The organism is Streptomyces sp. NPDC006365, assembly GCF_042870755.1.
GTDB lineage: Bacteria > Actinomycetota > Actinomycetes > Streptomycetales > Streptomycetaceae > Streptomyces > Streptomyces xiangluensis.
The window spans coordinates 257489-280964 of record NZ_JBIAHS010000007.1 but is presented as its reverse complement, the minus strand read 5'-3'; the positions used below and the strand labels follow the sequence as shown (position 1 = coordinate 280964).

Annotated in this window: 23 protein-coding genes; 14 read left to right on the top strand and 9 right to left on the bottom strand. The window is 70.0% G+C overall.

The features are described 5' to 3' along the window. Positions 1 to 130 precede the first annotated feature (130 nt). Positions 131 to 859: an adenosylcobinamide-GDP ribazoletransferase gene (locus tag ACFYO0_RS21560; protein ID WP_388678583.1), complete on the bottom strand. Its 729-nt coding sequence runs from the start codon at positions 857 to 859 to the stop codon at positions 131 to 133. Between the two features lie 192 nt (positions 860 to 1051). Between ACFYO0_RS21560 and ACFYO0_RS21555 the strand changes: the two genes are divergently transcribed. Continuing rightward, positions 1052 to 1813: a hypothetical protein gene (locus tag ACFYO0_RS21555; protein ID WP_388678211.1), complete on the top strand. Its 762-nt coding sequence runs from the start codon at positions 1052 to 1054 to the stop codon at positions 1811 to 1813. A 164-nt stretch (positions 1814 to 1977) separates the two neighbouring features. On the opposite strand, the gene cobT is transcribed toward ACFYO0_RS21555, so the two are convergent. After that, positions 1978 to 3099, bottom strand: a complete 1122-nt coding sequence (gene cobT, locus ACFYO0_RS21550) for a nicotinate-nucleotide--dimethylbenzimidazole phosphoribosyltransferase (RefSeq protein WP_388678208.1) — start codon at positions 3097 to 3099, stop codon at positions 1978 to 1980. Positions 3100 to 3314: 215 nt separating this feature from the next. Between cobT and ACFYO0_RS21545 the strand changes: the two genes are divergently transcribed. Next, positions 3315 to 4280, top strand: coding sequence for a class I SAM-dependent methyltransferase (locus ACFYO0_RS21545; RefSeq protein ID WP_388678205.1), 966 nt, complete (start codon positions 3315 to 3317; stop codon positions 4278 to 4280). A gap of 24 nt (positions 4281 to 4304) precedes the next feature. Here ACFYO0_RS21545 and ACFYO0_RS21540 read toward each other — a convergent pair whose 3' ends face one another. Beyond that, entirely contained in the window at positions 4305 to 5576 is a 1272-nt protein-coding gene (locus ACFYO0_RS21540) for a bifunctional adenosylcobinamide kinase/adenosylcobinamide-phosphate guanylyltransferase (RefSeq protein WP_388678201.1), read from the bottom strand. A 163-nt stretch (positions 5577 to 5739) separates the two neighbouring features. On the opposite strand from ACFYO0_RS21540, the gene ACFYO0_RS21535 reads away from it, so the two are divergent. Continuing rightward, on the top strand, positions 5740 to 5952 hold the full coding sequence (locus tag ACFYO0_RS21535; RefSeq protein ID WP_344392422.1) for a hypothetical protein: 213 nt from the start codon (positions 5740 to 5742) through the stop codon (positions 5950 to 5952). A gap of 72 nt (positions 5953 to 6024) precedes the next feature. Here the strand turns inward: ACFYO0_RS21535 and ACFYO0_RS21530 are convergent, their stop codons facing one another. Then, positions 6025 to 6726 (bottom strand): class I SAM-dependent methyltransferase, encoded by a 702-nt coding sequence (locus ACFYO0_RS21530; RefSeq protein ID WP_388678198.1) that lies wholly within the window; start codon positions 6724 to 6726, stop codon positions 6025 to 6027. An 83-nt stretch (positions 6727 to 6809) separates the two neighbouring features. Beyond that, positions 6810 to 7436, bottom strand: a complete 627-nt coding sequence (locus ACFYO0_RS21525; protein ID WP_388678195.1) for a DUF3043 domain-containing protein — start codon at positions 7434 to 7436, stop codon at positions 6810 to 6812. Positions 7437 to 7736: 300 nt separating this feature from the next. Here ACFYO0_RS21525 and ACFYO0_RS21520 point away from each other — a divergent pair, with 300 nt between their 5' ends. From ACFYO0_RS21520 to ACFYO0_RS21500, 5 genes are all read left to right on the top strand, one after another. Next, the gene (locus ACFYO0_RS21520) at positions 7737 to 8555 is read left to right on the top strand and encodes a PspA/IM30 family protein (RefSeq protein ID WP_386346049.1); all 819 of its coding nucleotides are present in this window, start codon (positions 7737 to 7739) and stop codon (positions 8553 to 8555) included. A 40-nt stretch (positions 8556 to 8595) separates the two neighbouring features. Beyond that, positions 8596 to 8874, top strand: a complete 279-nt coding sequence (locus tag ACFYO0_RS21515; protein WP_388678193.1) for a hypothetical protein — start codon at positions 8596 to 8598, stop codon at positions 8872 to 8874. Between the two features lie 198 nt (positions 8875 to 9072). Beyond that, positions 9073 to 10368 (top strand): sensor histidine kinase, encoded by a 1296-nt coding sequence (locus tag ACFYO0_RS21510; RefSeq protein WP_388678191.1) that lies wholly within the window; start codon positions 9073 to 9075, stop codon positions 10366 to 10368. Then, on the top strand, positions 10365 to 11045 hold the full coding sequence (locus ACFYO0_RS21505; protein WP_388678188.1) for a response regulator: 681 nt from the start codon (positions 10365 to 10367) through the stop codon (positions 11043 to 11045). Before ACFYO0_RS21510 ends, ACFYO0_RS21505 begins: the two co-directional genes overlap by 4 nt. A 212-nt stretch (positions 11046 to 11257) precedes the next feature. After that, positions 11258 to 11389 (top strand): hypothetical protein, encoded by a 132-nt coding sequence (locus ACFYO0_RS21500; RefSeq protein ID WP_388678185.1) that lies wholly within the window; start codon positions 11258 to 11260, stop codon positions 11387 to 11389. 18 nt (positions 11390 to 11407) lie between these two features. On the opposite strand, the gene nadA is transcribed toward ACFYO0_RS21500, so the two are convergent. Continuing rightward, positions 11408 to 12592 carry a quinolinate synthase NadA gene (gene nadA / locus ACFYO0_RS21495; RefSeq protein WP_388678183.1) on the bottom strand — a complete coding sequence of 395 codons (1185 nt, stop codon included), beginning with the start codon at positions 12590 to 12592 and terminating at the stop codon, positions 11408 to 11410. A gap of 443 nt (positions 12593 to 13035) precedes the next feature. Between nadA and ACFYO0_RS21490 the strand changes: the two genes are divergently transcribed. Continuing rightward, positions 13036 to 13392: an iron-sulfur cluster assembly accessory protein gene (locus tag ACFYO0_RS21490; protein WP_165262550.1), complete on the top strand. Its 357-nt coding sequence runs from the start codon at positions 13036 to 13038 to the stop codon at positions 13390 to 13392. Positions 13393 to 13511: 119 nt separating this feature from the next. Here ACFYO0_RS21490 and ACFYO0_RS21485 read toward each other — a convergent pair whose 3' ends face one another. Both ACFYO0_RS21485 and ACFYO0_RS21480 read right to left on the bottom strand, forming a co-directional pair. Next, positions 13512 to 15257, bottom strand: coding sequence for a hypothetical protein (locus ACFYO0_RS21485; protein WP_388678179.1), 1746 nt, complete (start codon positions 15255 to 15257; stop codon positions 13512 to 13514). A 325-nt stretch (positions 15258 to 15582) separates the two neighbouring features. Further along, on the bottom strand, positions 15583 to 15810 hold the full coding sequence (locus ACFYO0_RS21480) for a hypothetical protein (RefSeq protein WP_386346028.1): 228 nt from the start codon (positions 15808 to 15810) through the stop codon (positions 15583 to 15585). Between the two features lie 133 nt (positions 15811 to 15943). Here ACFYO0_RS21480 and ACFYO0_RS21475 point away from each other — a divergent pair, with 133 nt between their 5' ends. Further along, complete coding sequence (locus ACFYO0_RS21475) at positions 15944 to 16918, top strand: carbohydrate kinase family protein (protein ID WP_388678177.1); 975 nt, start codon at positions 15944 to 15946, stop codon at positions 16916 to 16918. A 47-nt stretch (positions 16919 to 16965) separates the two neighbouring features. Here the strand turns inward: ACFYO0_RS21475 and ACFYO0_RS21470 are convergent, their stop codons facing one another. Then, entirely contained in the window at positions 16966 to 18348 is a 1383-nt protein-coding gene (locus tag ACFYO0_RS21470; RefSeq protein WP_388678174.1) for a cysteine desulfurase/sulfurtransferase TusA family protein, read from the bottom strand. A gap of 370 nt (positions 18349 to 18718) precedes the next feature. Here ACFYO0_RS21470 and coxB point away from each other — a divergent pair, with 370 nt between their 5' ends. From coxB to ACFYO0_RS21450, 4 genes are all read left to right on the top strand, one after another. Next, on the top strand, positions 18719 to 19717 hold the full coding sequence (coxB, locus tag ACFYO0_RS21465; RefSeq protein ID WP_344392401.1) for a cytochrome c oxidase subunit II: 999 nt from the start codon (positions 18719 to 18721) through the stop codon (positions 19715 to 19717). Further along, the gene (gene ctaD / locus ACFYO0_RS21460) at positions 19714 to 21447 is read left to right on the top strand and encodes a cytochrome c oxidase subunit I (RefSeq protein WP_388678170.1); all 1734 of its coding nucleotides are present in this window, start codon (positions 19714 to 19716) and stop codon (positions 21445 to 21447) included. The genes coxB and ctaD overlap by 4 nt, the downstream gene beginning before the upstream one ends. After that, positions 21444 to 21842 carry a cytochrome c oxidase subunit 4 gene (locus tag ACFYO0_RS21455; protein ID WP_344392398.1) on the top strand — a complete coding sequence of 133 codons (399 nt, stop codon included), beginning with the start codon at positions 21444 to 21446 and terminating at the stop codon, positions 21840 to 21842. Before ctaD ends, ACFYO0_RS21455 begins: the two co-directional genes overlap by 4 nt. A gap of 212 nt (positions 21843 to 22054) precedes the next feature. Further along, positions 22055 to 23347: an Ig-like domain-containing protein gene (locus ACFYO0_RS21450; protein WP_388678167.1), complete on the top strand. Its 1293-nt coding sequence runs from the start codon at positions 22055 to 22057 to the stop codon at positions 23345 to 23347. Positions 23348 to 23476 lie beyond the last annotated feature (129 nt).

Genomic DNA, 23476 nt, shown 5'->3' with positions numbered 1-23476 from the left:
GGTCGGTTTCTCAGCGGGGTCCGGCACGAGCGCCACGACAGGGGCGCGGGGCTGTACCAATGTGCGGCTCCGCCGCATGGGCGCGATCAGCCGCAGACGGCCCGCGGCCCCAACACAACCTCACGGACCCTCATCCGAGGGCCAGGACCACCAGCGCCGTGGTAGCGGCAGTCTCAGCCACACCCCCGAACACGTCACCCGTGACTCCCCCGAACCGGCGGACGCAGTGCCGCAGCAGGAGCTCGGCCGACGCGCAGGCGCCGAGTACGGCGAGCGCGCCGCGCACGACGCCGTACATCCCGTCGTACGCCCCCAGGAGCGCGCCTGAGGCCGTTACGACGGCCACCACGAGCAGCGCACCCCGAAGGGGAACCGTGCCCGCGACGGCCGCGCCCAGCCCCTCGGGCCGGGCCGCCGGCACCCCCGTACGAGCGGCAAGGGTGAGCGCAAGCCGCGCGGCGGTCGCCGAGACGACGGCCGCGAACATCCCACCGGTCCAGGAGGCCCCGTACGCCTGGGAGAGCGCCGCCACCTGAGCCAGCAGCACGAAGAGCAGGGCAATGACACCGAACGGACCGATGTCCGACTGCTTCATGACGCGCAACGCGTCCGCCGCGGGCCTGCCGCTGCCGAGGCCGTCCGCCGTATCGGCGAGTCCGTCGAGATGGAGACCGCGCGTGAGGACGGCGGGTATCGCGGCGGTGGCCACGGCGGCGAGCAGCGGACCGGCGCCAAGGAGCAGGAACAGCCCGCCCGTCACAGCCGCGCACAGGCCGACGACCAGACCCGCGACAGAAGCGCAGAGCATGCCCGCGCGGGCGGCCTCGCGGTCCCAGCGGGACACCGCGACGGGGAACACGGTGAGGGTGCCGAAGGCGAAGCGGAGGCCGTCCGGCCACGGGGTCCCGGACGTCTCGGGCGCGGGCTCGCTTCCTGGCTCGCCCTCGGGCTTGTTCTCCGGCTCGTACTCGGGTTCGTTCTCCGGCTTGGACACGGGCCGCAGGGTACGGCACAGCAGGCAGCGCGCCGGATCCGGTCGCAGGATGGTGCCATGGGTGACTGGTGGTATCAGAACATTTACGAGCCGGGGAAACTACCCCTGTTGCTGGCGCTCGCCTCGTTCGTGCTCACCTTCGTGATCACGCGGGTCATCACCCGGCTCATTCGCGCGGGCAAGGGCCCGTTCGGCAACGTCAAGACCGGCGGCGTGCACATTCACCACGTCGTCCCCGGAGTGATCCTGACCGTTGTCGGCGGCTTCGGCTCGGTGGCGGGCGGGGGGCAAGGCTTCGGCTCGGGGATGTGCGCGGTCCTCTTCGGGATGGGCGTGGGCCTGGTGCTCGACGAGTTCGCGTTGATCCTGCATCTCGACGACGTCTACTGGAGCGAGCAGGGCCGCCAGAGCGTCGAGGTGGTGACGGTCACGGCGGCGCTGGTGGGCCTGGTCCTCCTCGGCTTCCTGCCGTTCGGGGTCAACGACCTCAGCGAGAACGAACTCCAGGACCGCGGCGCGGCCATCAGCACCGTGGTGGGGAACTTCCTCATCGCCCTGCTCGCCCTCAGCAAGGGCAAGGCCCGTCTCGCCATCTTCGGCGTGATCGTCCCGTTCATCGCCCTGATCGGCGCCATCCGCCTGGCCCGCCCCGGCTCGCCCTGGGCCAAGCGCTTCTACCGCCGCCGCCCGCGAGCCCGCGCCAGATCAAGCCTGCGCGCCTACCGCCACGACCGCCGCTGGTCCGGCCCCCGCCGCCGAATGGAGGACTGGATCGGCGGCAGACCGGACCCGACCCCGACGCGGCTCCCCGAAGGCTAGGCGGACTTGCGTATCGATTTGCGGCTCCGCCGCGATGGGAGTCCCCCCGCTCATGAGGGTCCCCCCGGTCGAGCGGAGCCGAGAGTGGGGGAGGAGCCGAGAGTGGGGGGAGCGACCAGCCACAACGAACCCGCAGCTTGAAACCGCCTGACCCAGCGGAGCGCTCAAGCCCCGTCAGGGCCCTGCGGCTCCAGGCTCACGGGCTCCTCCGGGTCTTCCGCACCTTTGGACTCCTCCGCCTCGGCCATTTCCGGCAGCTCAGCGGCCAGCGCAGCCGCGGCCTGGACCAAGGGAAGGGCAAGCAGCGCCCCCGCACCCTCACCGACCGTGACCCCGTGGTCGAGCAGCGGCTCGAGGGCCATACGGTCGAGGGCCTTCACCTGCGCGGGCTCCCCGCTGTTCTGGCCGGCGAGCCACCAGTCGGGGGCACGGAAGGCGACCCGCTGCCCGACCAGCGCGCAGGCGGCGGAGACGACGCCGTCGAGGATCACCGGCGTCTTGCGTACCGCGCTCTGCAGCAGGAAACCGGTCATCGCGGCGAGATCGGCGCCCCCCACGGTCGCGAGCAGCTGCAACTGGTCCCCGAGCACGGGCCGAGCGCGCCGCAGCGCGTCCCGTACGGCCGCGCACTTGCGCATCCAGGCCAGGTCGTCGATCGCGCGCCCGCCGCGCCCGGTGACCACGGAGGCGTCGGTCCCGCACAGCGCGGCGATCAGTACGGCCGCGGCCGTCGTCCCGCCCACGCTCACATCCCCGAGGACGACCAGATCGGTCCCGGAGTCGGCCTCCGCGTCCGCGAGGGCGACCCCCGCGCGAAACGCCGCCTCCGCCTCCTCGATGGTCAGCGCGTCCTCCACGTCGATCCGCCCGGAGCCACGCCGCACCCGATGCCGTACGACCTCGTCGGGCAGCGTCTCCGGCTCGCAGTCGAGCGCCATGTCGACCACCCGTACGGGCACGCCCAGCCGCCGGGCCAGCACCGCCCCGGGGCTCGCGCCGTCGAGCACGGCCCGCACCAGCTCGTCGGCACTTCCGGGCGGTCGTGCCGAGACACCGAGTTCGGCAACCCCGTGGTCACCCGCGAACAACAGCACACGCGGACGCTCGATCGCCCGCACCGGCACGGCCGACTGCGCGGCCGCCAGCCACTCACCCAGTTCGTCGAGGCGCCCGAGGGACCCGGGCGGCACGATCTGCCGCTCCCGGCGCGCCTCGGCGTCCCGGCGCACACCGCCGTCGGGACGCTCGATCAGATCGGTGAAGTCGTCGAGATTAAGCGAGCTCATTCGCCGAACAGTACCGGCAGCGTCCGCCGCCGGCCTTGGACGGGCCGCCCGTGCGACACGGCCTCCGGTCCGCACTGTCAGTACCCCTGTCACGGCACGTGAAGTGACGACTCCACGACGTGATTGCATCGGTGAGGGTGATCTCATACGTTCCGGTTTGCAGCGAATTGTCGTACGGGTCGTATCGCGTCGTTCTCTCCCGGCAGGAGCAGCTCATGCCCCCCACACCGCAGGCCGGCGCCGCGCGCGGCGCCGCCCATCCCGGCGAACTCGCCCTGGATCCCGACCAGTTCCACGAACCTCGCAGGCGAGACTGTCCCTGGTGCGGCTCGCGGCGGCTGCGCACCCTTCTGCGTACGAGGGACCTGCTCCAGCACAAGCCCGGCATCTTCGTCCTCGACGAATGCCAGGACTGTGCCCACGCCTTCCAGAACCCCCGCCTCACCGCCGAGGGCCTGGCCTACTACCACCGGGACTTCCCCCACGAGACCCTGCCGGTACGCGTCCTCCGCACCCGGGCCGGACGCGGACGCCACCTGGCCTTGGCCCGCGCGATGCTCACGTACCCCGAGCCCGAGAGCTGGCTGGACGTCGGCACCGGATACGGCAGGTTCCCGGCCGCCGCGAGGGAGGTGCACCCGTACACCGCCTTCGACGGGACCGACCCGAGTGCACGCGTCGAGAGGGCGCGGACGCTGGGCCGCGTCGAGGAGGAGTACCGCGGCCGGCTGCCGGACCTGGCCGAGCGGCTGCGGGCCCGCTACGACGTGGTGAGCATGCTCCACCACCTGGAGCACAGCCCCGACCCGCGCGAGGAGCTGCGCGCCGCGCTCGCCGTGCTGCGGCCCGGCGGGCATCTGGTGGTCGAAGTCCCGGACCCCGACTGCGCGTTCGCCACGCTGCTCGGCAGGTGGTGGCTGTCGTACGGACAGCCGAGGCATCTGCACCTCGTGCCGCTGAGCAATCTGCTCGGCGAGCTCGAAGCGCTCGGCTGCGCGGTCGTCTGCGTCGACCGGTGCTCGCCGCATGTCCCGTACGACCTCACCGGAGCGGTTTCGCTGCGCTTGGCCGGCCGGTGTGCTCCTGCGCTGGCCGTTCCGTTCGCCCTGGACCATGCGCTGGCCCCACTGCTGCGCCGCACCAGGTTCTCCAACTCGTATCGGGTGATTGCGCGGCGGTGAGCCTTGGACAGCTCCGCGGCCCACTCACCCCCGCAGCGGCACCGCCTGCCCCGCCACCACCAGCAACACGTGCTCGCACTCCGCCGCGAACCCCGCGTTCAACCGACCCAGTTCATCCCGGTACCGGCGGCCGGAGGGCGTGGCGGGGACGATGCCGGAGCCCACCTCGTTGGACACGGCCACGACGGTGCGGCGGGTCTCACGGACAGCGGCCGTCAGCTCCTCCACCCGCGTCCGCAGGGCACGTTCGCCGCCGCCCGCCCACACGTCGTCGTCCCAGGCGTCCACGGAGTCCATAGCGTCCGTCAGCCACAGCGACAGACAGTCGATGAGCAGCGGCGGCCCGTCCTCCTTCAGAAGCGGTACGAGATCGCAGGTCTCGGCGGTACGCCAGGAACCGGGGCGCCGCTCACGGTGGGCGCTCACCCGGGCCTCCCACTCGCCGTCCCCGTCGCGGGCGCCACCGGTCGCCACGTACAGCACATCCGGGAAGGCCTCCAGCCGCCGTTCCGCCTCCACCGACTTCCCGGACCGCGCCCCGCCGAGGACCAGCGTCCGGCGCGGTACGTCAGGAACGTCCTCGTACACCCCTACGGTCAGCGTCGTCCCGTCCGGCACCGCCCGTGCCCCCGCCGCCGCGAGCCGCCGCCGCAGCTCGGGACCCGGCGGCACATCGTGGCCGACATGCACCGCGATCACGTCGGTCGCGGGTCCGGCGGCCCCGGCCGCGCGCAACCGGGCCAGCGCGTCCGGCCGCCCGAGGACGTCGGCGACCACCATGTCGTACGACTCGTCCTCCCCCACTCTCGGCTTCTCCCCCACTCTCGACTTCGCTCGAGCGGGGGGACCCCCATGAGCGGGGGGACCCCCACCCTCGAGCCCCGCGGGTGCGGCGCCCGGCGGCAGATACAGCAGCCGCTGCCCGTCGGGCCCGGTCACCGCGTACCCCGTGCCGGGTGCGTCCAGTGCCACCGCCCGCACCCGGTGCCCCGTGAGCAGCGCCAGCTCCCGCCCGTCCGGGACCCGTCCGGGCTGCGGCAGTCCCGCTGGCACCTCGACCGGGGGCCCGCCATGCGGATGCGACAACAGCACCTGCCGCACACCGGCCAACGACTGCCCCACCCGGGCGGCCGCGAACGCCGCCCCGGGAGTGAGGTCGAGCAACAACGTGCCGTCGACGAGAACAGCGGTGGCAGCCCGCGCATCCCGCCCGAGCGCAGCCGCGCAGGCCGCACACGGGCAACCGGGGCGGGGCAGACCATCGGGAGCACCGGTCCCGAGCAGAGTGATGTCCACGGGGTTGATTTTTCCGCCTCGGTCCACCGCTTGCGCGGCAGGGGCCCCTTTGGAGGCGTGTTGGAGCCGCGAACCCCGCGCTCCCAGCGGAACGCCTAGTCTGGGCCGTAACCCGATCTTGCTCGGTACTTGTTCGGTACTGGTTCGGTACTTGGGAGGCGACATGGCGGCATGGACGTGGCGGTTCGAGAAGGCCGACGGGGCGGAAGTCCAGCCCGCGGTACAGCCCGAGGAGTTCACCACGCAGGGCGACGCCGAGTCCTGGATCGGTGAGCACTGGAAGGCGCTGGCCGACGGGGGAGTGGACCAGGTGCGGCTGTTCGAGGACGCCACGGAGATCTACGGCCCGATGAGCCTGCACGCCGAGGCTTCGTAGACGTACCGCAAGAGACACAGTGGGGGCCGCGACCGTACGAACGGTCGCGGCCACCACGGGTTTCCGGGGCCCTCAGCCGCGCACCCCGCACAGGTGCAGCAACGCCGCCACGCCCCGATACGGATCCGTCCGCCCGGCCCGCTCCTCGGCGGCCAGCAGCGCCTCCACGTCATCCGGAACGGGTGCGTCGTCCGCGGCCAGATCCGTGAAGACCCGCACCCCGTACCAGGCGTGCAACGGCGCCCCGATCCCGGCGAGCGTGCCGGTGAGTGCGTCGAGCCGGTCCGCGCGTACGTCGAGGCCGAGCCGATTCGTGTACGCGCCTGTGTCGAACGAGGCCAGGGCACCGGCCCAGTCGCCCGCGAGACCCGGTCGCATGGCGAGGGCGTCGCCGTTCCGTACGAGCAACGAGAGCAGTCCGCCGGGGGCCAGCATCCGGGCCAGGCCTGCGATCAGGGCGTCGGGTTCCTCGACGTACATGAGCACGCCGTGGCACAGCACCACATCGAAACTGCCCGGCAGGAAGTGGACGCCGGTTTCCCGCCCGTCCCCCTCGAAGAGCCGCACCCGGCTGCGGATCCCCTCCGGCTCGGCGGCGAGCGCCTCGCGGGCCGTGGCGACCATCGTCGGGTCCTGCTCGAGCCCGGTGACCTTGTGCCCGGCCCGCGCCAGACGGAGCGCCTGGGTGCCCTGGCCCATGCCCACGTCGAGCACCCGCAGCCGCTGCCCCACCGGGAACCGCCCGGCTATCTGCTCGTCGAGCTGCCGGGTCACCAGTTCCTGCCGTACGACGTCACGCAGTCCGCCCAGCTTGTTCAGCCAGGCATCCGCCGCACCACCTGTGAAAGCTGCCGCGCTCAGGGCCGCTCTCCGCGCTTGACCTGCGGCTTCGGCAGCCGGAGGCGACGCATCTGGAGGCTGCGCATCAGCGCGTAGGCGAGGGCGCCGCGCTTGGACTCGTCCGGGTAGCGCTCGTTCAGCTGCCTCTTCAGGCGGATCGTGATGCCGATCGAGTCGACCACGATCATCACGATGACGAAGAGCCACAGCAGCAGAGCGATGTTCTGCAACTGCGGGATCTGGACCATGCTCAGTACGAGGATGACCACGGCCATCGGCAGGAAGAACTCGGCGACGCAGAACCGCGAGTCGATGAAATTGCGCGCGTACTTGCGCACCGGGCCCTTGTCACGGGCGGGCAGATAGCGCTCGTCACCACTGGCCAGCGCCTCGCGCTGTTTCGCCAGCGCACGGCGGCGGTCCTCGCGCTGCTGCTTGGCCGCCTCCTTGCGGTTCGTCGGCGTACTGGCGACGCTGCGGCGCTGGGACTGGGCCTCACTGCGCTTGGGCGTGGGGCGACCCTTGGGGGCCTGCGGGTCGCGGGGCTGCTTGGAGTCGGTCACCTGCGCCTTGTCGGCGGGGGCCTTCTCTTCCTTGGCACGGCTACGGAACACAAAACCCAAGGGTAAGGGGTATCCAGGCATGGACCACAGTCCAGAGGGGAACGATCCGGCAACACCCGTCGTCTGTAGGGGCACAGGGGGGACACAGAGAGGGCATTGCCGACGGTTCGCCCCCAGTGCGCCTGAGGTAATCCCGAACTCGTCCCGTACCTAACCCCGGGAGGCACCTACTCCCTACGCGGGAGCGGTACCGACCACAGTCGTCCTTGGGGATGAGCGCATCCGTCCCCGAACAGTGCGGTAATGGATGCAGAGCCCGTACCGTGGGTTCTGTTGCAGTCGCTGGAGCTGGAGTCCGTCAGAAGGGGGCGCGCGAAGCCCATGAGCGGTGTCATGAAGCGTATGGGGATGATCTTCCGCGCGAAGGCGAACAAGGCCCTTGACCGGGCCGAGGACCCTCGCGAAACCCTCGACTACTCGTACCAGAAGCAGCTGGAGCTGCTGCAGAAGGTGCGCCGCGGAGTCGCCGACGTGGCGACCTCCCGCAAGCGCCTGGAGTTGCAGCTCAACCAGCTCCAGAGCCAGTCCTCGAAGCTGGAGGACCAGGGCCGCAAGGCCCTCGCCCTCGGCCGGGAGGACCTGGCGCGTGAGGCGCTGTCGCGCCGTGCCGCGCTCCAGCAGCAGGTCACTGACCTGGAGACGCAGCACCAGACCCTCCAGGGAGAGGAGGAGAAGCTCACGCTCGCCGCCCAGCGGCTGCAGGCCAAGGTCGACGCCTTCCGTACGAAGAAGGAGACGATCAAGGCCACGTACACCGCCGCCCAGGCGCAGACCCGGATCGGCGAGGCCTTCTCCGGGATCTCCGAGGAGATGGGCGACGTCGGTCTGGCCATACAGCGCGCCGAGGACAAGACGGCGCAGCTCCAGGCCCGAGCCGGCGCCATCGACGAACTGCTCGCCTCCGGTGCCCTCGACGACTCGTCCGGGCTGGCCAAGGACGACATCCAGAGCGAGCTGGACCGGCTCTCCGGTGGCACGGACGTGGAGCTGGAACTCCAGCGCATGAAGGCGGAGCTGGCCGGCCCCTCGTCGCCCCAGCAGGCGATCGAGGGCGGTACGGGTCAGACTCAGTCCCAGGACCAGTCCCAGTCAGGGGCACAGGACCAGCCACGGGACACTCCGCGCTTCGACAAGCAGTGAGTCCCACGCCGTAGCAGTCCCACGCCTTGAGGAGGGCGTCGTGATCGTACGGATCATGGGGGAGGGACAGGTGAAGCTGGACAACGCCCACTTCACCGAACTGAACAAGCTGGACGACGAACTCCTGGCAGAAATGGAGTCCGGCGACGAGGAGGGCTTCCGCCGCACCCTGGGAGCACTCCTCGCAGCAGTACGCCGCCTGGGCGCGCCACTCCCCGACGACGCCCTGGAACCCTCGGAACTGATCCTCCCGTCCCCCGAGGCAACACTGGAGGAGGTCAGGGAGATGCTGAGCGAGGACGGCCTGATCCCGGGCTGACGAAAACCCGGACCTTCGAACGGGGCGGGGCTGTATCAATGTGCGGCTCCGCCGCGATGGGGGTCCCCCCGCTCGAGCGGAGCCGAGAGCGGGGGAGCGACAAGCCACAACGAACCCGCACTCGCCCACGACCCTGAACCCGCCAGCCCCGTAGGCGCCCCCGTTCCGCCCAGCGCAGTGGCCCCGTACGGTGAACGCGTGACCACAATCAAGCGCACCGCAACCTGGCTGCGGGCCCACCCGCTGGCAGTGGACGGAGCGCTGGCGGCAGCCGTCCTGGGGTGCATGATCGTCGCCTCGTTCGTCGCCCCGGACGAGCACGACCGCGGCAAGACCTGGGGCACGCAGACACCCGACGCGCTGGGCCTCATCCTGATGACGCTGGCCGCCGTCACCCTGGTCTTCCGTCGCCGCGGCCCCCTGCCGGTACTCGCCGTAACGGGCGCCCTCTCCCTCCTGGAGCTGGTCAGCGGTGACCCGCGGACCCCGGTCGTCATGTCCGCCGTGGTCGCCCTCTACACGGTGGCGTCGGCGACCGACCGGCCCACCACCTGGCGGGTCGGCCTGCTCACCATGACCGTCCTGACGGGCGTCGCGATGCTCGCCGGCTCCATGCCCTGGTACGAGCAGGAGAACCTCGGCATCTTCGCCTGGACGGGCATGGCCGCCGCCGCGGGCGACGCGGTGCGCAGCCGCCGGGCCTTCGTGCACGCCATAAGAGAGCGCGCAGAACGGGCCGAACGCACCCGTGAGGAAGAAGCCCGCCGCCGCGTCGCCGAGGAACGCCTCCGGATCGCCCGCGATCTGCACGACGTCGTCGCCCACCACATCGCGCTCGTCAACGTCCAGGCCGGGGTCGCCGCCCACGTCATGGACAAGCGTCCCGACCAGGCCAAGGAAGCCCTCGCGCACGTACGCGAGGCCAGCCGCTCCGCGCTCAACGAGCTCCGCGCCACCGTCGGCCTGTTGAGGCAGTCCGGCGACCCCGAGGCGCCCACAGAACCGGCCCCCGGCCTGGACCGGCTCGACGAACTCGTCGGCACCTTCCGCAGCGCGGGCCTGCCCGTCGAGGTGGCCCGCGCCGACCATGGAACCACCTTGCCCGCGGCCGTCGACCTGGCCGCGTACCGCGTCATCCAGGAAGCCCTCACCAATGTGCAGAAGCACGCGGGTACGGAGGCGAAGGCCGAGGTCAGCGTCGTACGCGTGGGACCGAACGTGGAGATCACCGTGCTGGACGACGGACCCGGCGACGACGCGGAGGCCCGGCAGGACGAGAACGGCGGGCACGGGCTGCTCGGCATGCGCGAGCGGGTCGGCGCGCTCGGCGGCAGTTGCACCGCCGGACCCCGCTACGGAGGCGGCTTCCGCGTCCATGCGATCCTGCCGGTCAAGAGCCGCACCGCGGACACGGTCGGGGGCACTGCCTCGGCGAACGTGCCGTCGAGGCCCGCGGCAGCCAGATCAACGGCACCCACGGGGGACCCCGCATGACCATCCGCGTCCTGCTCGCCGACGACCAGGCCCTGCTGCGGAGCGCGTTCCGTGTGCTGGTCGACTCCGAGCCCGACATGGAGATCGTCGGCGAGGCCTCGGACGGCGCCGAGGCGGTGCGGCTCGCGCGCGAGGAGCGGGCCGACGTCGTCCTGATGGACATCCGCATGCCCGGCACGGACGGTCTCGCCGCGACCCGGATGATCAGCGCCGACCCGGGCCTCACGCACGTACGCGTGGTCATGCTGACGACCTTCGAGGTCGACGAGTACGTGGTGCAGTCCCTGCGGGCCGGCGCCTCCGGCTTTCTCGGCAAGGGGGCCGAGCCGGACGAGCTGCTCAACGCCATCCGGGTCGCGGCGAGCGGTGAGGCCTTGCTGTCGCCGGTGGCCACCAAGGGACTGATCGCCAAGTTCCTCGCGCAGGGCGACGGGGACGACGACCGGGACCCGGCCCGCGCCGAACGCCTCGACGCGCTGACCGGCCGCGAACGCGAAGTCCTCGTCCAGGTCGCGGGCGGCCATTCGAACGACGAGATCGCCGAACGCCTCGAGGTCAGCCCACTCACCGTGAAGACCCACGTCAACCGAGCCATGGCCAAGCTGGGTGCCCGCGACCGGGCCCAACTGGTCGTCATCGCCTACGAGTCGGGGCTGGTACGTCCAAGGGTGGAGTGAACTCCGGCGGCCCGAGGCCGAGCCTCATTCGTTCGGGTTGACGAGGCTACGAGCCGGGCTCGCAGACCTCGACCAGCCTGGAACTGCCGAGCCTGCCCGCGTACGACCCGCGGACACGGGCTCTGTACCTGGCCAGTGCCAGCGGCCGCGTAGCCGCCCTCGACACGCGCAAGGGCACGCTGCTGTGGGAGACGCTGCCACGGGCCGAGAAGGTGTCGTCGTCCGGCCTCACTGCCGGGCCCGAGGTGCTGCTCCAGGAGGGGGCGCTGCTGGTGACCATCCCGGACGGCACGGTCTTCAGCCTCGATCCCGCTCACCCCGAGCGGAAGTCCGCCTCGGGGTGAGCGGGATCGGGGACCGAGTTACGGCAGCGCCAGCATCCGCTCCAGCGCCAGCTTCGCGAACTGCTCGGTCTCCCGGTCGACCTCGATGCGGTTCACGAGGTTGCCCTCGGCCAGGGACTCCAGCGCCCACACCAGGTGGGGGAGGTCGATGCGGTTCATCGTCGAGCAGAAGCAGACCGTCTTGTCGAGGAAGACGATCTCCTTGCCCTCGGGTGCGAAACGGTTCGCCAGGCGGCGGACCAGGTTCAGCTCCGTGCCGATGGCCCACTTGGAGCCCGCCGGAGCCGCCTCCAGGGTCTTGATGATGTGCTCGGTCGAACCGACGTAGTCCGCCGCGGCCACCACCTCGTGCTTGCACTCGGGGTGGACGAGGACGTTCACGCCGGGGATCCGGGCCCGTACGTCCTCGACCGACTCGAGACTGAAGCGGCCGTGCACCGAGCAGTGGCCGCGCCACAGGATCATCTTCGCGGCCCGCAGCTGGTCGGCGGTCAGCCCGCCGTTCGGCTTGTGCGGGTTGTAGACGACGCAGTCCTCCAGAGACATGCCCATGTCCCGCACCGCGGTGTTCCGCCCCAGGTGCTGGTCGGGCAGGAAGAGCACCTTGTCGCCCTGCTCGAAGGCCCACTCCAGGGCGCGCTTGGCATTGGACGACGTACAGATCGTGCCGCCGTGCTTGCCCGTGAACGCCTTGATGTCCGCGGACGAGTTCATGTACGAGACGGGGACGACCTGCTCGGCTATCCCGGCCTCGGTCAGCACGTCCCAGCACTCGGCGACCTGCTCGGCCGTCGCCATGTCGGCCATCGAGCAGCCGGCGGCGAGGTCGGGGAGGACGACCTTCTGGTCGTCGGACGTCAGGATGTCCGCGGACTCCGCCATGAAGTGCACGCCGCAGAACACGATGTACTCGGCCTCCGGGCGCGCGGCAGCGTCCCGGGCCAGCTTGAAGGAGTCCCCGGTGACATCTGCGAACTGGATGACCTCGTCGCGCTGGTAGTGGTGGCCGAGCACGAAGACCTTGTCGCCGAGCTTCTCCTTGGCCGCGCGGGCGCGCTCGACCAGGTCCGGGTCGGACGGCGAGGGCAGGTCTCCGGGACACTCGACGCCGCGCTCGCTCCTCGGGTCGGCCTCGCGGCCGAGCAGCAGCAGGGCGAGGGGCGTCGGCTGTACGTCGAGCTCCTGGGTCTGGGCGGTGGTCACGAAACACGCACCCTTTCTGTTCTGCGGCTCGCTTGAATCACCTGGAACGATCAAGCGGGACAAGCCTTTTCGTCGAATTGACGTTATTTATCATAACCGCTTCACGTCAGTTTGACGATGTCCATATTGTCGATGTGACGTGAATCCCGCCGCGTTCCCATCCGGTTCCGGGCGGGTGAGAAGCGGCGGAAGGGCAGGTTGCGGGAAGGCGTACACGAGGGCGTTCACCCAGGACGCCAAGGCGTACGCACGGGCGTGTACCGGGCTTGTCCACAGGCACCGGGCTCGGCGCCGGGCTTCCCACAGGACATTTTCCGGTCCCGACCGCATGTGCGAGCATGAAGGAGCAAGCGAAAGACACGCGCTCGGCCCGGAATGAATCCGCGGCCCCGCCGGTTGCAACCGTCGGCAAGCAGTCTCCGTACAACCCGGGAGAGAAGCAGATGTCCGTATCGGACGAGACCACCACCGTGAGCGACGGCATCCTCCTGTCGGACGCCGCCGCGGCCAAGGTCAAGGGCCTGCTGGAGCAGGAAGGCCGCGACGATCTGGCGCTGCGCGTCGCCGTTCAGCCCGGCGGCTGCTCCGGCCTGCGGTACCAGCTCTTCTTCGACGAGCGCTCCCTCGACGGCGACGTCGTGAAGGAGTTCGGCGGCGTGAAGGTCGTCACCGACCGTATGAGCGCTCCGTACCTGGGCGGCGCCTCCATCGACTTCGTGGACACGATCGAGAAGCAGGGCTTCACGATCGACAACCCGAACGCGACGGGTTCCTGCGCCTGCGGCGACTCCTTCAGCTGACCCGGAGCCCGGCCTCGTACGTCCCAGTACAGAAGGCCGTGTAACGCAGGAAGGCGGCGCCCCCTCCAACGGGGCGCCGCCTTCGCGGGTTCAGGCCCTGCCCGGCAGGCCTACTTGGTTTACTTCGTCAGCTTCGGCAGGTCCTTCTCCAGCGGCAGCGCCTTGCCGTCCGTGCCCACGACCTTGCGGTCGCCGAGCGGCTCCTTCAGGTCCACCGTCTTGTGGAAGGTCTTCGCGATCATGATGCAGACCTTGTCCTTCCACGGTGTCTCGGTCACCTTGACCGTCACGGTGCTGCCCGTCTCCTCGGCCGACGCCGAGTAGTCACTGCACACACCGCCCGTGAAGCGCACGGTCAGCTTTGTGTCGTCCGCGCTGTAGCCCTCGACCCTGACGTTCCGCTGGGATGGCGCGGCGCTCGGCTCGTCACCGGGTTCCCCGGGCTTCGCGGTCGGAGGGGCCGGAGTGTTCCCCGGCTGGTCCGGAGAGGTCAGATACCTCGGCTCGACCGCCGGATGCGTCACCGTGTAGCTCTCCTCGGCCCCCTCGGTCCGTACCTCGAAGAGCCAGGACGGCACCAGCGCCTGCTGCCCGTCCACGAAGTGCGACGCCAGACCGAAGGTGGCGCCCTCGACTACCGCAGCGGGCGTGAACTCCAAGGTCGACGGCCCGCACGTGACATTGTCCGTCCCCTTCTCCCCGTCCTCCAGGGGTACTGGGGTGGCGCACCCGCCGATGCCCACGCGCCCGTCGCCCGCGGACCGGTTCAGGAGGTCGAGCGTCTGCTCGGCGTCGAGCACCGGGTACGTGTCGCCCTTCACCGGGGCCTTCAACTGGCCGCTGCCTCCCACGACTCGACCGTCCGCGCCGATCTGGACACCGGTCGTCCAGCCGTACGTCGGCAGCCCGCCGACCTCCGGCTCGGCGTTCACCACGCGCTTGGTGCCCATGAGCTGACTCGCGTCCAGCTTCGCGTCGTCCTGGCCGATCGCCTTCAGGACGGGCGCGGCGGCCTTCTTCGCGGCGTCCACGCTCACCGGGTCGACCTTGGCGTCCGGGGCGGTCGCGTCGCTCTCGCACACCGTGGTGCTCTCACAGGGAACGGTGCCGGGGACAGAGCGGCTGTACGTCCAGATGCCGGGCGCCTTCTTGTTCACCTGGAGACTCGGTCCCGAACCGTCCTTGGCGGCCCCGACCTTCCAGGCCTCGCCCTCCGCTGTCGGCTTGCCCTGCACGCCGAGGGCCTTCGCAAGGTCGGCCACCTCTGCCGCAGTGACCTCGCCCTTCGCGCGGTACACGGGCGCGGAGTCGGGGCCCTGGGGGGCCTTGCCCTCGAAGCGGTACTTCGTGCCGTTCGGGTCGGGCTCGCCGGGCGCGATGCCGTTCGGGTCGCCCGTACCGCTCTCGGTGTAGCCGTCCAGGGCGAGCGGCGGCGGATCGCCGACGTCGCCCGGCGTACCGGACCCGCCCCGGTCATCGGCGCCACCACCGCCCGCCGCGGTCGTGGCGAAGTACGCCCCGCCACCTCCGACGAGCAGCACCGCGGCCGCGACCGAGGCGGCGACGACCGCTGAACGCCTCCGGCGCGGCCGGACGGGTTCGTTGCGGGCAGCTTCGCCCCGGACGACCTCGTTCTGGGCGGCCTGGTCCTGACCGGCCTCGCCTCGGCCGACGTCGTCCCGGACGGTTTCGTCTTGGGCAGCCTCGTCCCCGACGGGTTCGTCCTGGGTGGCTTCCTTGCGGACGGTCTCGTCCGGGGTGGCTTCGTCCCGGACGGTTTCGTCTTGGGCAGCCTCGTCCCCGACCGTTTCGTCCGGGATGGCTTCCTCCCGGACGGCATCGTCATCGGGTCGCTCGGTGTTCACCGCATCGCTCCTTCTACCGCACCGCGGTCCCATGAGACCCAGCCCTGACAGGGCAGGGCGCAGCAGGGTCGTATCCCGTCTCCCCTTTACGGGGGACAGCCATGGGACGCGGCGGGGGAGCGCATGGTTCCCTCCTGGGGCCGTTCGCGGCGTCGCACCCCTTCAGGGGCGCGGGGCCGGGTCAATGTGCGGCTCCGCCGCGATGGGGCCCCGCTCACGGGGCCCCGCTCGAGCGGAGCCGAGAGTAGGGGAGGAGCCGAGAGTGGGGGGGGAGCGACCAGCCACAACGAACCCGCAGCTTTGAATCGTCCTCCCAGCGGAGCCTTCAGTCCCCGTAGTCCGACATCGCGTCCAGCAGTCGCGCGGACGTCGACGGAACCGTGACGCCGTGGATGAGTGAAGGGGACACCGGGAGGGGAGTGATCCGGGCGGGTGCGGCCCAGTGCGGCACCATCCGCGCGCAGTCGCCGCGCAGCTCCGCGAGGCCGCCCTCGAGGTCGACAGACCCCTCGAGGCCGAGCGGAGCGGATCCGTGGATCTTGAGGTTCGTCATATTGGAACCGTATGCACCGCAAGGCCTACGGCAAAAGCCCTACTATCGGGTAGTTCTGCCCGCTTCGAAGTCGTGGAGCCGACCCGATAGCGTGAACTGTCAATCTCCCTCCTCGCAGGAGTGTGTCCTAGCCGTGCGTATCGCAGTCACCGGCTCCATCGCCAACGACCACCTCATGACCTTCCCCGGGCGCTTCGCCGACCAGCTGGTCGGGGACCAGCTGCACACGGTCTCGCTCTCGTTCCTGGTCGACTCCCTCGAAGTACGCCGCGGAGGTGTTGGCGCCAACATCGCCTTCGGCATGGGCCAGCTCGGCTCCTCGCCGATCCTGGTCGGAGCCGCGGGCGCCGACTTCGACGAGTACCGGGCCTGGCTGGACCGGCACGGCGTCGACACCGCGTCCGTACGCATCTCCGAGGTGCTGCACACAGCGCGCTTCGTCTGCACCACGGACGCCGACCACAACCAGATCGGCTCGTTCTACACCGGCGCCATGAGCGAGGCCCGGCTCATCGAGCTCAAGTCGGTCGCCGACCGCGTCGGCGGGCTCGACCTCGTCCTCATCGGCGCGGACGACCCCGAGGCGATGCTCCGGCACACCGAGGAGTGCCGCACCCGGGGGATCCCCTTCGCGGCCGACTTCTCCCAGCAGATCGCGCGCATGGACGGCGAGGAGATCCGGATACTGCTGGACGGCGCGACGTACCTCTTCTCGAACGAGTACGAGAAGGGGCTCATCCAGTCCAAGACCGGCTGGACGGACGCCGAGATCCTCTCCAGGGTCGGTCACCGTGTGACAACGCTCGGCGCGCGCGGCGTCCGCATCGAGGCCGTCGGCGTGGAGACCCTCGAAGTCGGCACCGCCGAGGAGACGGCGAAGGTCGACCCGACGGGCGTCGGCGACGCGTTCCGCGCGGGCTTCCTCTCGGGCCTGGCCTGGGGCGTGTCGCACGAGCGCGCCGCCCAGGTCGGCTGCATGCTCGCCACGCTGGTCATCGAGACCACGGGCACCCAGGAGTACGAGCTGCGCCGTACCCACTTCATGGACCGCTTCACCAAGGCGTACGGCCATGACGCGGCGGCGGAGGTCCAGGCTCACCTGGCCTGACGGCCGGCCTGACATCTGGCCCGACATCTGGCCCGGCAGTCGCCCGGCTACGACGTCCGGCGGACCACGTAAGCCGAACCGTGGTCCGCCGGCTCCTCCCCGACGTACTCCTGACCCCGCATCGCGCACCACGCCGGGATGTCCAGGCGGGCCGCCTCGTCGTCCGAAAGGACGCGGATCGTGCCGCCCAGTGGGACGTTGTCGATGACCTTCGCGAGTTCGATGACCGGGATGGGGCAGCGCCTGCCGAGCGCGTCCACGGTGAGGGTGTCCTCGGCGGCGGGGGCCTTCGGCGCGTGGACCGGAGCGCCCAGCTTGTCGCGGACCGTCGAGACCGCGCCCGGCAGCACCTCCAGGAAGCGGTCCACGTCTTCCTCGGACGTGCCCAGAGGCAACGACACCCGGACGTTGCCCTCCGTCAGTACCCCCATCGCCTTCAGCACATGGCTCGGCGTCAGCGTGCTGCTCGTGCAGGACGATCCGGACGACACCGAGAAGCCCTCGCGGTCGAGCTCGTGCAGCAATGTCTCTCCGTCGACATAAAGACAGGAGAAGGTGAGCAGATGGGGGAGCCTGCGTACCGGCTCGCCCACCACCTCCACATCCGGCACCAGCTTCGGCACCCGCGCCCGGATCCTGTCCGTCAACTCCCGCAGCCGGGCCGACTCCGCCGCGGCCTCAGCGCGCACCGCGCGCAGCGAGGCCGCCGCGGCGACGATGCCGGGGATGTTCTCGAAACCGGGAGCGCGCCCCGACTCCCGCTCGTCGACGGGGCCCTGAGGTGCGTACCGCACCCCCTTGCGCACGACGAGAAGCCCGACACCCGACGGCCCGCCCCACTTGTGGGCGCTGCCCGTCAGCAACGACCAGTCACCCTCGACCGGCCCCCACGCCAACGACTGCGCCGCGTCCACCAACAGCGGTACGCCCGCCGCACGGCACGCGGCGGCGGCCGCGGCGACCGGCTGCTCCGTACCCACCTCATGGTTGGCCGACTGCAGACAGGCGAGCGCGGTGTCCGGGCGAAGCGCGGCGGCGTACGCGTCGGGGGAGACGGCTCCCGTGCGCCGTACGGGCACTTCGGTCACCGTCCCGCCCTCGGCCCGGTGAACCTCCGCCGCATGCAGCACCGAAGAGTGTTCGACTGCAGACACGATCAGGTGGCCCCCGACACGGCGACGTCCCGCCAGCGCCCCGGCGACCCCGGAATGCACGGCCGAGGTACCGGATGAGGTGAAGACCAGCTCGTCCGCCCGACACCCAACGGCCTCGGCCATGGCTTCCCGCGCCGCATCGAGCAACAGCCGGGCGCGCCGCCCTTCGCGGTAGAGCCGCGCGGGATCGGCCCACCCCTCGTCGAGCGAAGCTTGCAGAGCCTGCCGGGCGACGGGATGAAGAGGAGCGCTGGAAGCAGCGTCAAAGTAGGCCACACAGCAACGCTAAGACTTCCAGCAGGGCACCGCCCCGGCAGGGGCGCGGGGTTGTGTCGAGATGCGGCTCCGCCGCGTTGGCGCGAGAAACCACGGACAGCCCGCACTCGCCGCACAAAGCCGCACGACCGAGCAATTGGGCGTCCCGACCCCGCCGGTTGAAAGCGATCCCAAGGGCGTCCAACCCGTCGGCGTGACCCCGGGAGCGACTCGCGGCACGTTGGGGCCCCCTCCCCGCGAACCCTCGGAGAGCGTCGGCTAGGGTTTGGTCCGCATAAACATCCAAACCCCTGCCCGACGCAGGGCGGCGACCGACCACCGAGAAGGCCGCAGCCAACACGCGCGGGCGAGACTCTCGGGAAGGCGCTACGTGAGTCCCAACGGCTCCGACCTCCCCCACGCCCCGGGGGGCGCGGGCGGTACCCCCACGCCGCGGCGCCCGCTCCGGCGGAAGCTGCTGCAGGCACTGACTGCGGGCCTGGTTCTGGCGACAGCCTCTGGTTGCTCGTACAACTGGGAAGACTTCCCCCGCCTCGGTATGCCGACCCCGACCACGGAAGAGGCTCCGCGGATCCTCTCCCTGTGGCAGGGCTCCTGGGCTGCCGCGCTCGCCACCGGCGTGCTGGTGTGGGGCCTGATCCTGTGGAGCACCATCTTCCACCGGCGCAGCCGCACCAAGGTCGAGGTTCCCCCGCAGACCCGGTACAACATGCCCATCGAGGCGCTGTACACGGTCGTCCCGCTCATCATCGTCTCGGTGCTCTTCTACTTCACCGCCCGCGACGAGTCGGAGCTCCTCGACACCTCCAAGAAGCCCGACGTGACGATCAACGTCGTGGGCTACCAGTGGAGCTGGGGCTTCAACTACGTCGAGGACGTCGAAGGTTCGGACGGCGACGCGAAGACCGACGAGAACCTGGACGCGATTCCGACCCGGTTCAAGGACGACTTCCCGGCGAACGCCGGCGGCGTCTACGACGTCGGCACGCCCGGCTCGGAGAACCCGCAGACCGGAAACCCCGGCCCGACCCTCTGGCTCCCCAAGGGCAAGACGGTCCGCTTCGTCCTCACCTCGCGTGACGTCATCCACTCCTTCTGGGTGGTGCCGTTCCTGATGAAACAGGACGTCATCCCGGGCCACACCAACGCCTTCCAGGTGACCCCCAACAAGGAGGGCACCTTCCTCGGCAAGTGCGCCGAACTGTGCGGCGTCGACCACTCCCGGATGCTCTTCAACGTGAAGGTCGTCTCTCCCGAGCGTTACGAGGCCCACCTCAGGGAGCTCGCGGAGAAGGGCCAGACCGGTTACGTCCCGGCCGGTATCGAGCAGACGGACCACGAGAAGAACCGGGAGACGAACCAACTGTGAGCATCCTCAACGAACCTCAGGGTGCCGCGCCGGAAGACACGTACCAGAACGAGGTCCCGGTACGGCGGAAGCAGCCCGGCAACGTCGTCGTCAAGTGGCTCACCACCACGGACCACAAGACGATCGGCACGCTGTATCTGGTCACGTCGTTCGCGTTCTTCGTCATCGGCGGCGTGATGGCGCTGTTGATGCGCGCCGAACTGGCGCGCCCCGGCAGCCAGATCATGTCGAACGAGCAGTTCAACCAGGCGTTCACGATGCACGGCACGATCATGCTGCTGATGTTCGCGACGCCGCTGTTCGCCGGCTTCACGAACTGGATCATGCCGCTGCAGATCGGTGCCCCCGATGTGGCGTTCCCGCGGCTGAACATGTTCGCCTACTGGCTGTACCTGTTCGGCTCGCTGATCGCGGTGGGCGGCTTCCTCACCCCGCAGGGCGCCGCCGACTTCGGCTGGTTCGCCTACTCCCCGCTGTCGGATGCGATCCGCTCGCCGGGCATCGGCGCCGACATGTGGATCATGGGTCTGGCGTTCTCCGGCTTCGGCACCATCCTCGGCGCGGTCAACTTCATCACCACCATCATCTGCATGCGCGCACCGGGCATGACCATGTTCCGCATGCCGATCTTCGTGTGGAACGTGCTGCTCACCGCGGTGCTGGTGCTGCTGGCCTTCCCGGTGCTGGCCGCCGCGCTGTTCGCGCTGGAGGCGGACCGCAAGTTCGGCGCCCACATCTTCGACGCGGCCAACGGCGGCGCGTTGCTGTGGCAACACCTCTTCTGGTTCTTCGGCCATCCAGAGGTGTACATCATCGCGCTGCCGTTCTTCGGCATCATCTCCGAGGTCATCCCGGTCTTCTCCCGCAAGCCGATGTTCGGCTACATGGGCCTGATCGGCGCGACCATCGCGATCGCCGGCCTGTCGGTCACCGTGTGGGCGCACCACATGTACGTCACCGGCGGCGTGTTGTTGCCGTTCTTCTCCTTCATGACGTTCCTGATCGCCGTGCCAACGGGCGTGAAGTTCTTCAACTGGATCGGAACGATGTGGAAGGGGTCGTTGTCGTTCGAGACCCCGATGCTGTGGGCCACCGGCTTCCTGATCACCTTCACCTTCGGTGGTCTGACCGGTGTCATCCTGGCCTCGCCGCCGATGGACTTCCACGTCTCGGACTCGTACTTCGTGGTGGCGCACTTCCACTACGTCGTCTTCGGCACGGTGGTGTTCGCGATGTTCTCCGGCTTCCACTTCTGGTGGCCGAAGATGACCGGCAAGATGCTCGACGAACGCCTCGGGAAGATCACCTTCTGGACGCTGTTCATCGGCTTCCACGGCACGTTCCTCGTCCAGCACTGGCTGGGTGCCGAGGGCATGCCACGGCGGTACGCGGACTATCTCGCGGCCGACGGCTTCACCGCGCTGAACACGATCTCGACGATCAGCTCCTTCGTGCTCGGCCTGTCGATCCTGCCGTTCTTCTACAACGTGTGGAAGACCGCCAAGTACGGCAAGAAGGTCGAAGTCGACGACCCGTGGGGCTACGGCCGCTCGCTGGAGTGGGCCACGTCCTGCCCGCCGCCGCGGCACAACTTCCTCACCCTGCCGCGGATCCGCAGTGAATCCCCGGCGTTCGACCTGCACCACCCGGAGATCGCCGCCATCGACCAGCTCGAGAACGTCGGTCCCGCCGAGAAGTCCCTCGCTGGTGGCAAGGAGGCCGGCAAGTGAAGATCCAAGGCAAGATGTTCATCTGGCTGGCCGTCTTCATCCTGGTCATGGCGATCGTCTATGGCGTGTGGTCGAAGGAGCCGGCCGGTACCACGGCGCTCTTCCTGGGCTTCGGCCTGAGCATCATGATCGGCTACTACCTGGCTTTCACGGCCCGGCGGGTCGACGTGGGCGCTCAGGACAACAAGGAGGCCGACGTCGCGGACGACGCCGGTGAGATCGGCTTCTTCAGCCCGCACAGCTGGCAGCCGCTCTCCCTCGGTATCGGTGGCGCGCTCGCCTTCATGGGCGTCGTCTTCGGCTGGTGGCTGCTGTACTTCTCGCTGCCGATCATCATGATCGGCCTGTGGGGCTGGGTCTTCGAGTACTACCACGGCGAGAACCGCACCCAGTAACACGCGCTCGGCGCTCTGGAGCCCGGACACTCCGTCACGGAGGGTCCGGGCTCCCTCGTTTGCCGGACAACGCGTCCCCCACATGGGCCACCCGCCGCGCCACAGTGGTCATGCGTTCCTACGTTGAACGCATGAGCCTCTCAGTGTCTTTTCGGGGCGCCACTGCGTCCGATATGCGCCTGTCGGCGCGTGGCGGTGTCGAGAGTCGGACCGTGCTCGACCCTTCGGGCCTCCGCGCACCCAGCCTCTCGACACCGTCGCGCCCACGGCGAAACCGCACGGTAGCCGGCTGCACCGCGCTACTGGTCACCCTGGGCGCGGGCGTCACGGCCTGCAGCTCCGACGGCCACCCGCTCTCGGCCAGTCCGTACGACGCGACGGACCAGATCTCCTTCAACGCCCCGGTGGGCGACGGCAAGAAGACCGACCCGGACAAGCCGCTGGAGATCACCGCTGAGGACTCCGACGGACGCATCACCGACGTGACGGCCACGGACGCCGCCGGGCGGTACGTGGCGGGCGAACTCTCCGCGGACGGCTCCCGCTGGCACAGCACCTCACCGCTCGCCGCGGGCGCCCGCTACACGGTGCGGGTGAGCACGGAGAACGAGGACGGGGAACCCGGCCGCAAGGTCCTCGCCTTCGACACCGGCAGGCCCACCACGAAGAAGCGGCTGGGGGTCACGTTCGGCCCCAAAGCGGGTACGTACGGCGTCGGCCAGCCCGTCACGGCCGAACTCAGCGCCCCCCTCAAGGACAAGGCTGCCCGCAAGGTCGTCGAGCGCGCCCTCAAGGTCGTCTCACAGCCCGCCGTGCAGGGCGCCTGGCACTGGGTGGACAACAAGACCCTGCACTACCGGCCCAGGGAGTACTGGCCCGCCCACGCCACCATCCACGCGTCCAGCAACCTCGCGGGCATAAAGGTCGCCGAACGGCTCTGGGGCGGCAAGGCCAAGCCCCTGAAGCTCACCACGGGCGACCGCGTCGAGGCCGTCACGGACGCCGCCACGCACTCGATGGCGGTCTACCGGAACGGCAAGGAGATCAAGCGGATCCCAATCACCACCGGCAAGCCCGGCTTCGAGACCCGTAACGGCGTCAAGGTCGTGCTCGGCAAGGAGTACTTCGTACGGATGCGCGGCACCAGCATCGGCATCGCCGAGGGCAGCGCGGAGAACTACGACCTGCCCGTGTACTACGCCACCCGCGTCACCTGGAGCGGCGAGTACGTCCACGCCGCCCCCTGGTCCACCGGCTCCCAGGGCTCCGCCAACGTCAGCCACGGCTGCACCGGCATGAGCACCGAGAACGCCGCCTGGTTCTTCAAGACCGTCCGCCCCGGCGACCTGGTCAAGGTCGTCAACTCGAACGGCGACATGATGACCCCCTTCGGCAACGGCTTCGGCGAGTGGAACCTCACCTGGCAGGACTGGCAGAAGGGCAGCGCACTGGTGGAGGGCCCAAGCCCACAGGACAGGGCGCGCCTGAGTCCGGTATCGGCGTGACGGTGCCGGCGTAAGCGGACGCTCAGTGGGCGCTCCGAAGGGGCGCGGGGCTGCATCAATTTGCGGCTCCCCCGCGTGGGCGCGATCAACCACAACGGCCGGGAGCCGCCGGACAACCCACTGGGCCGA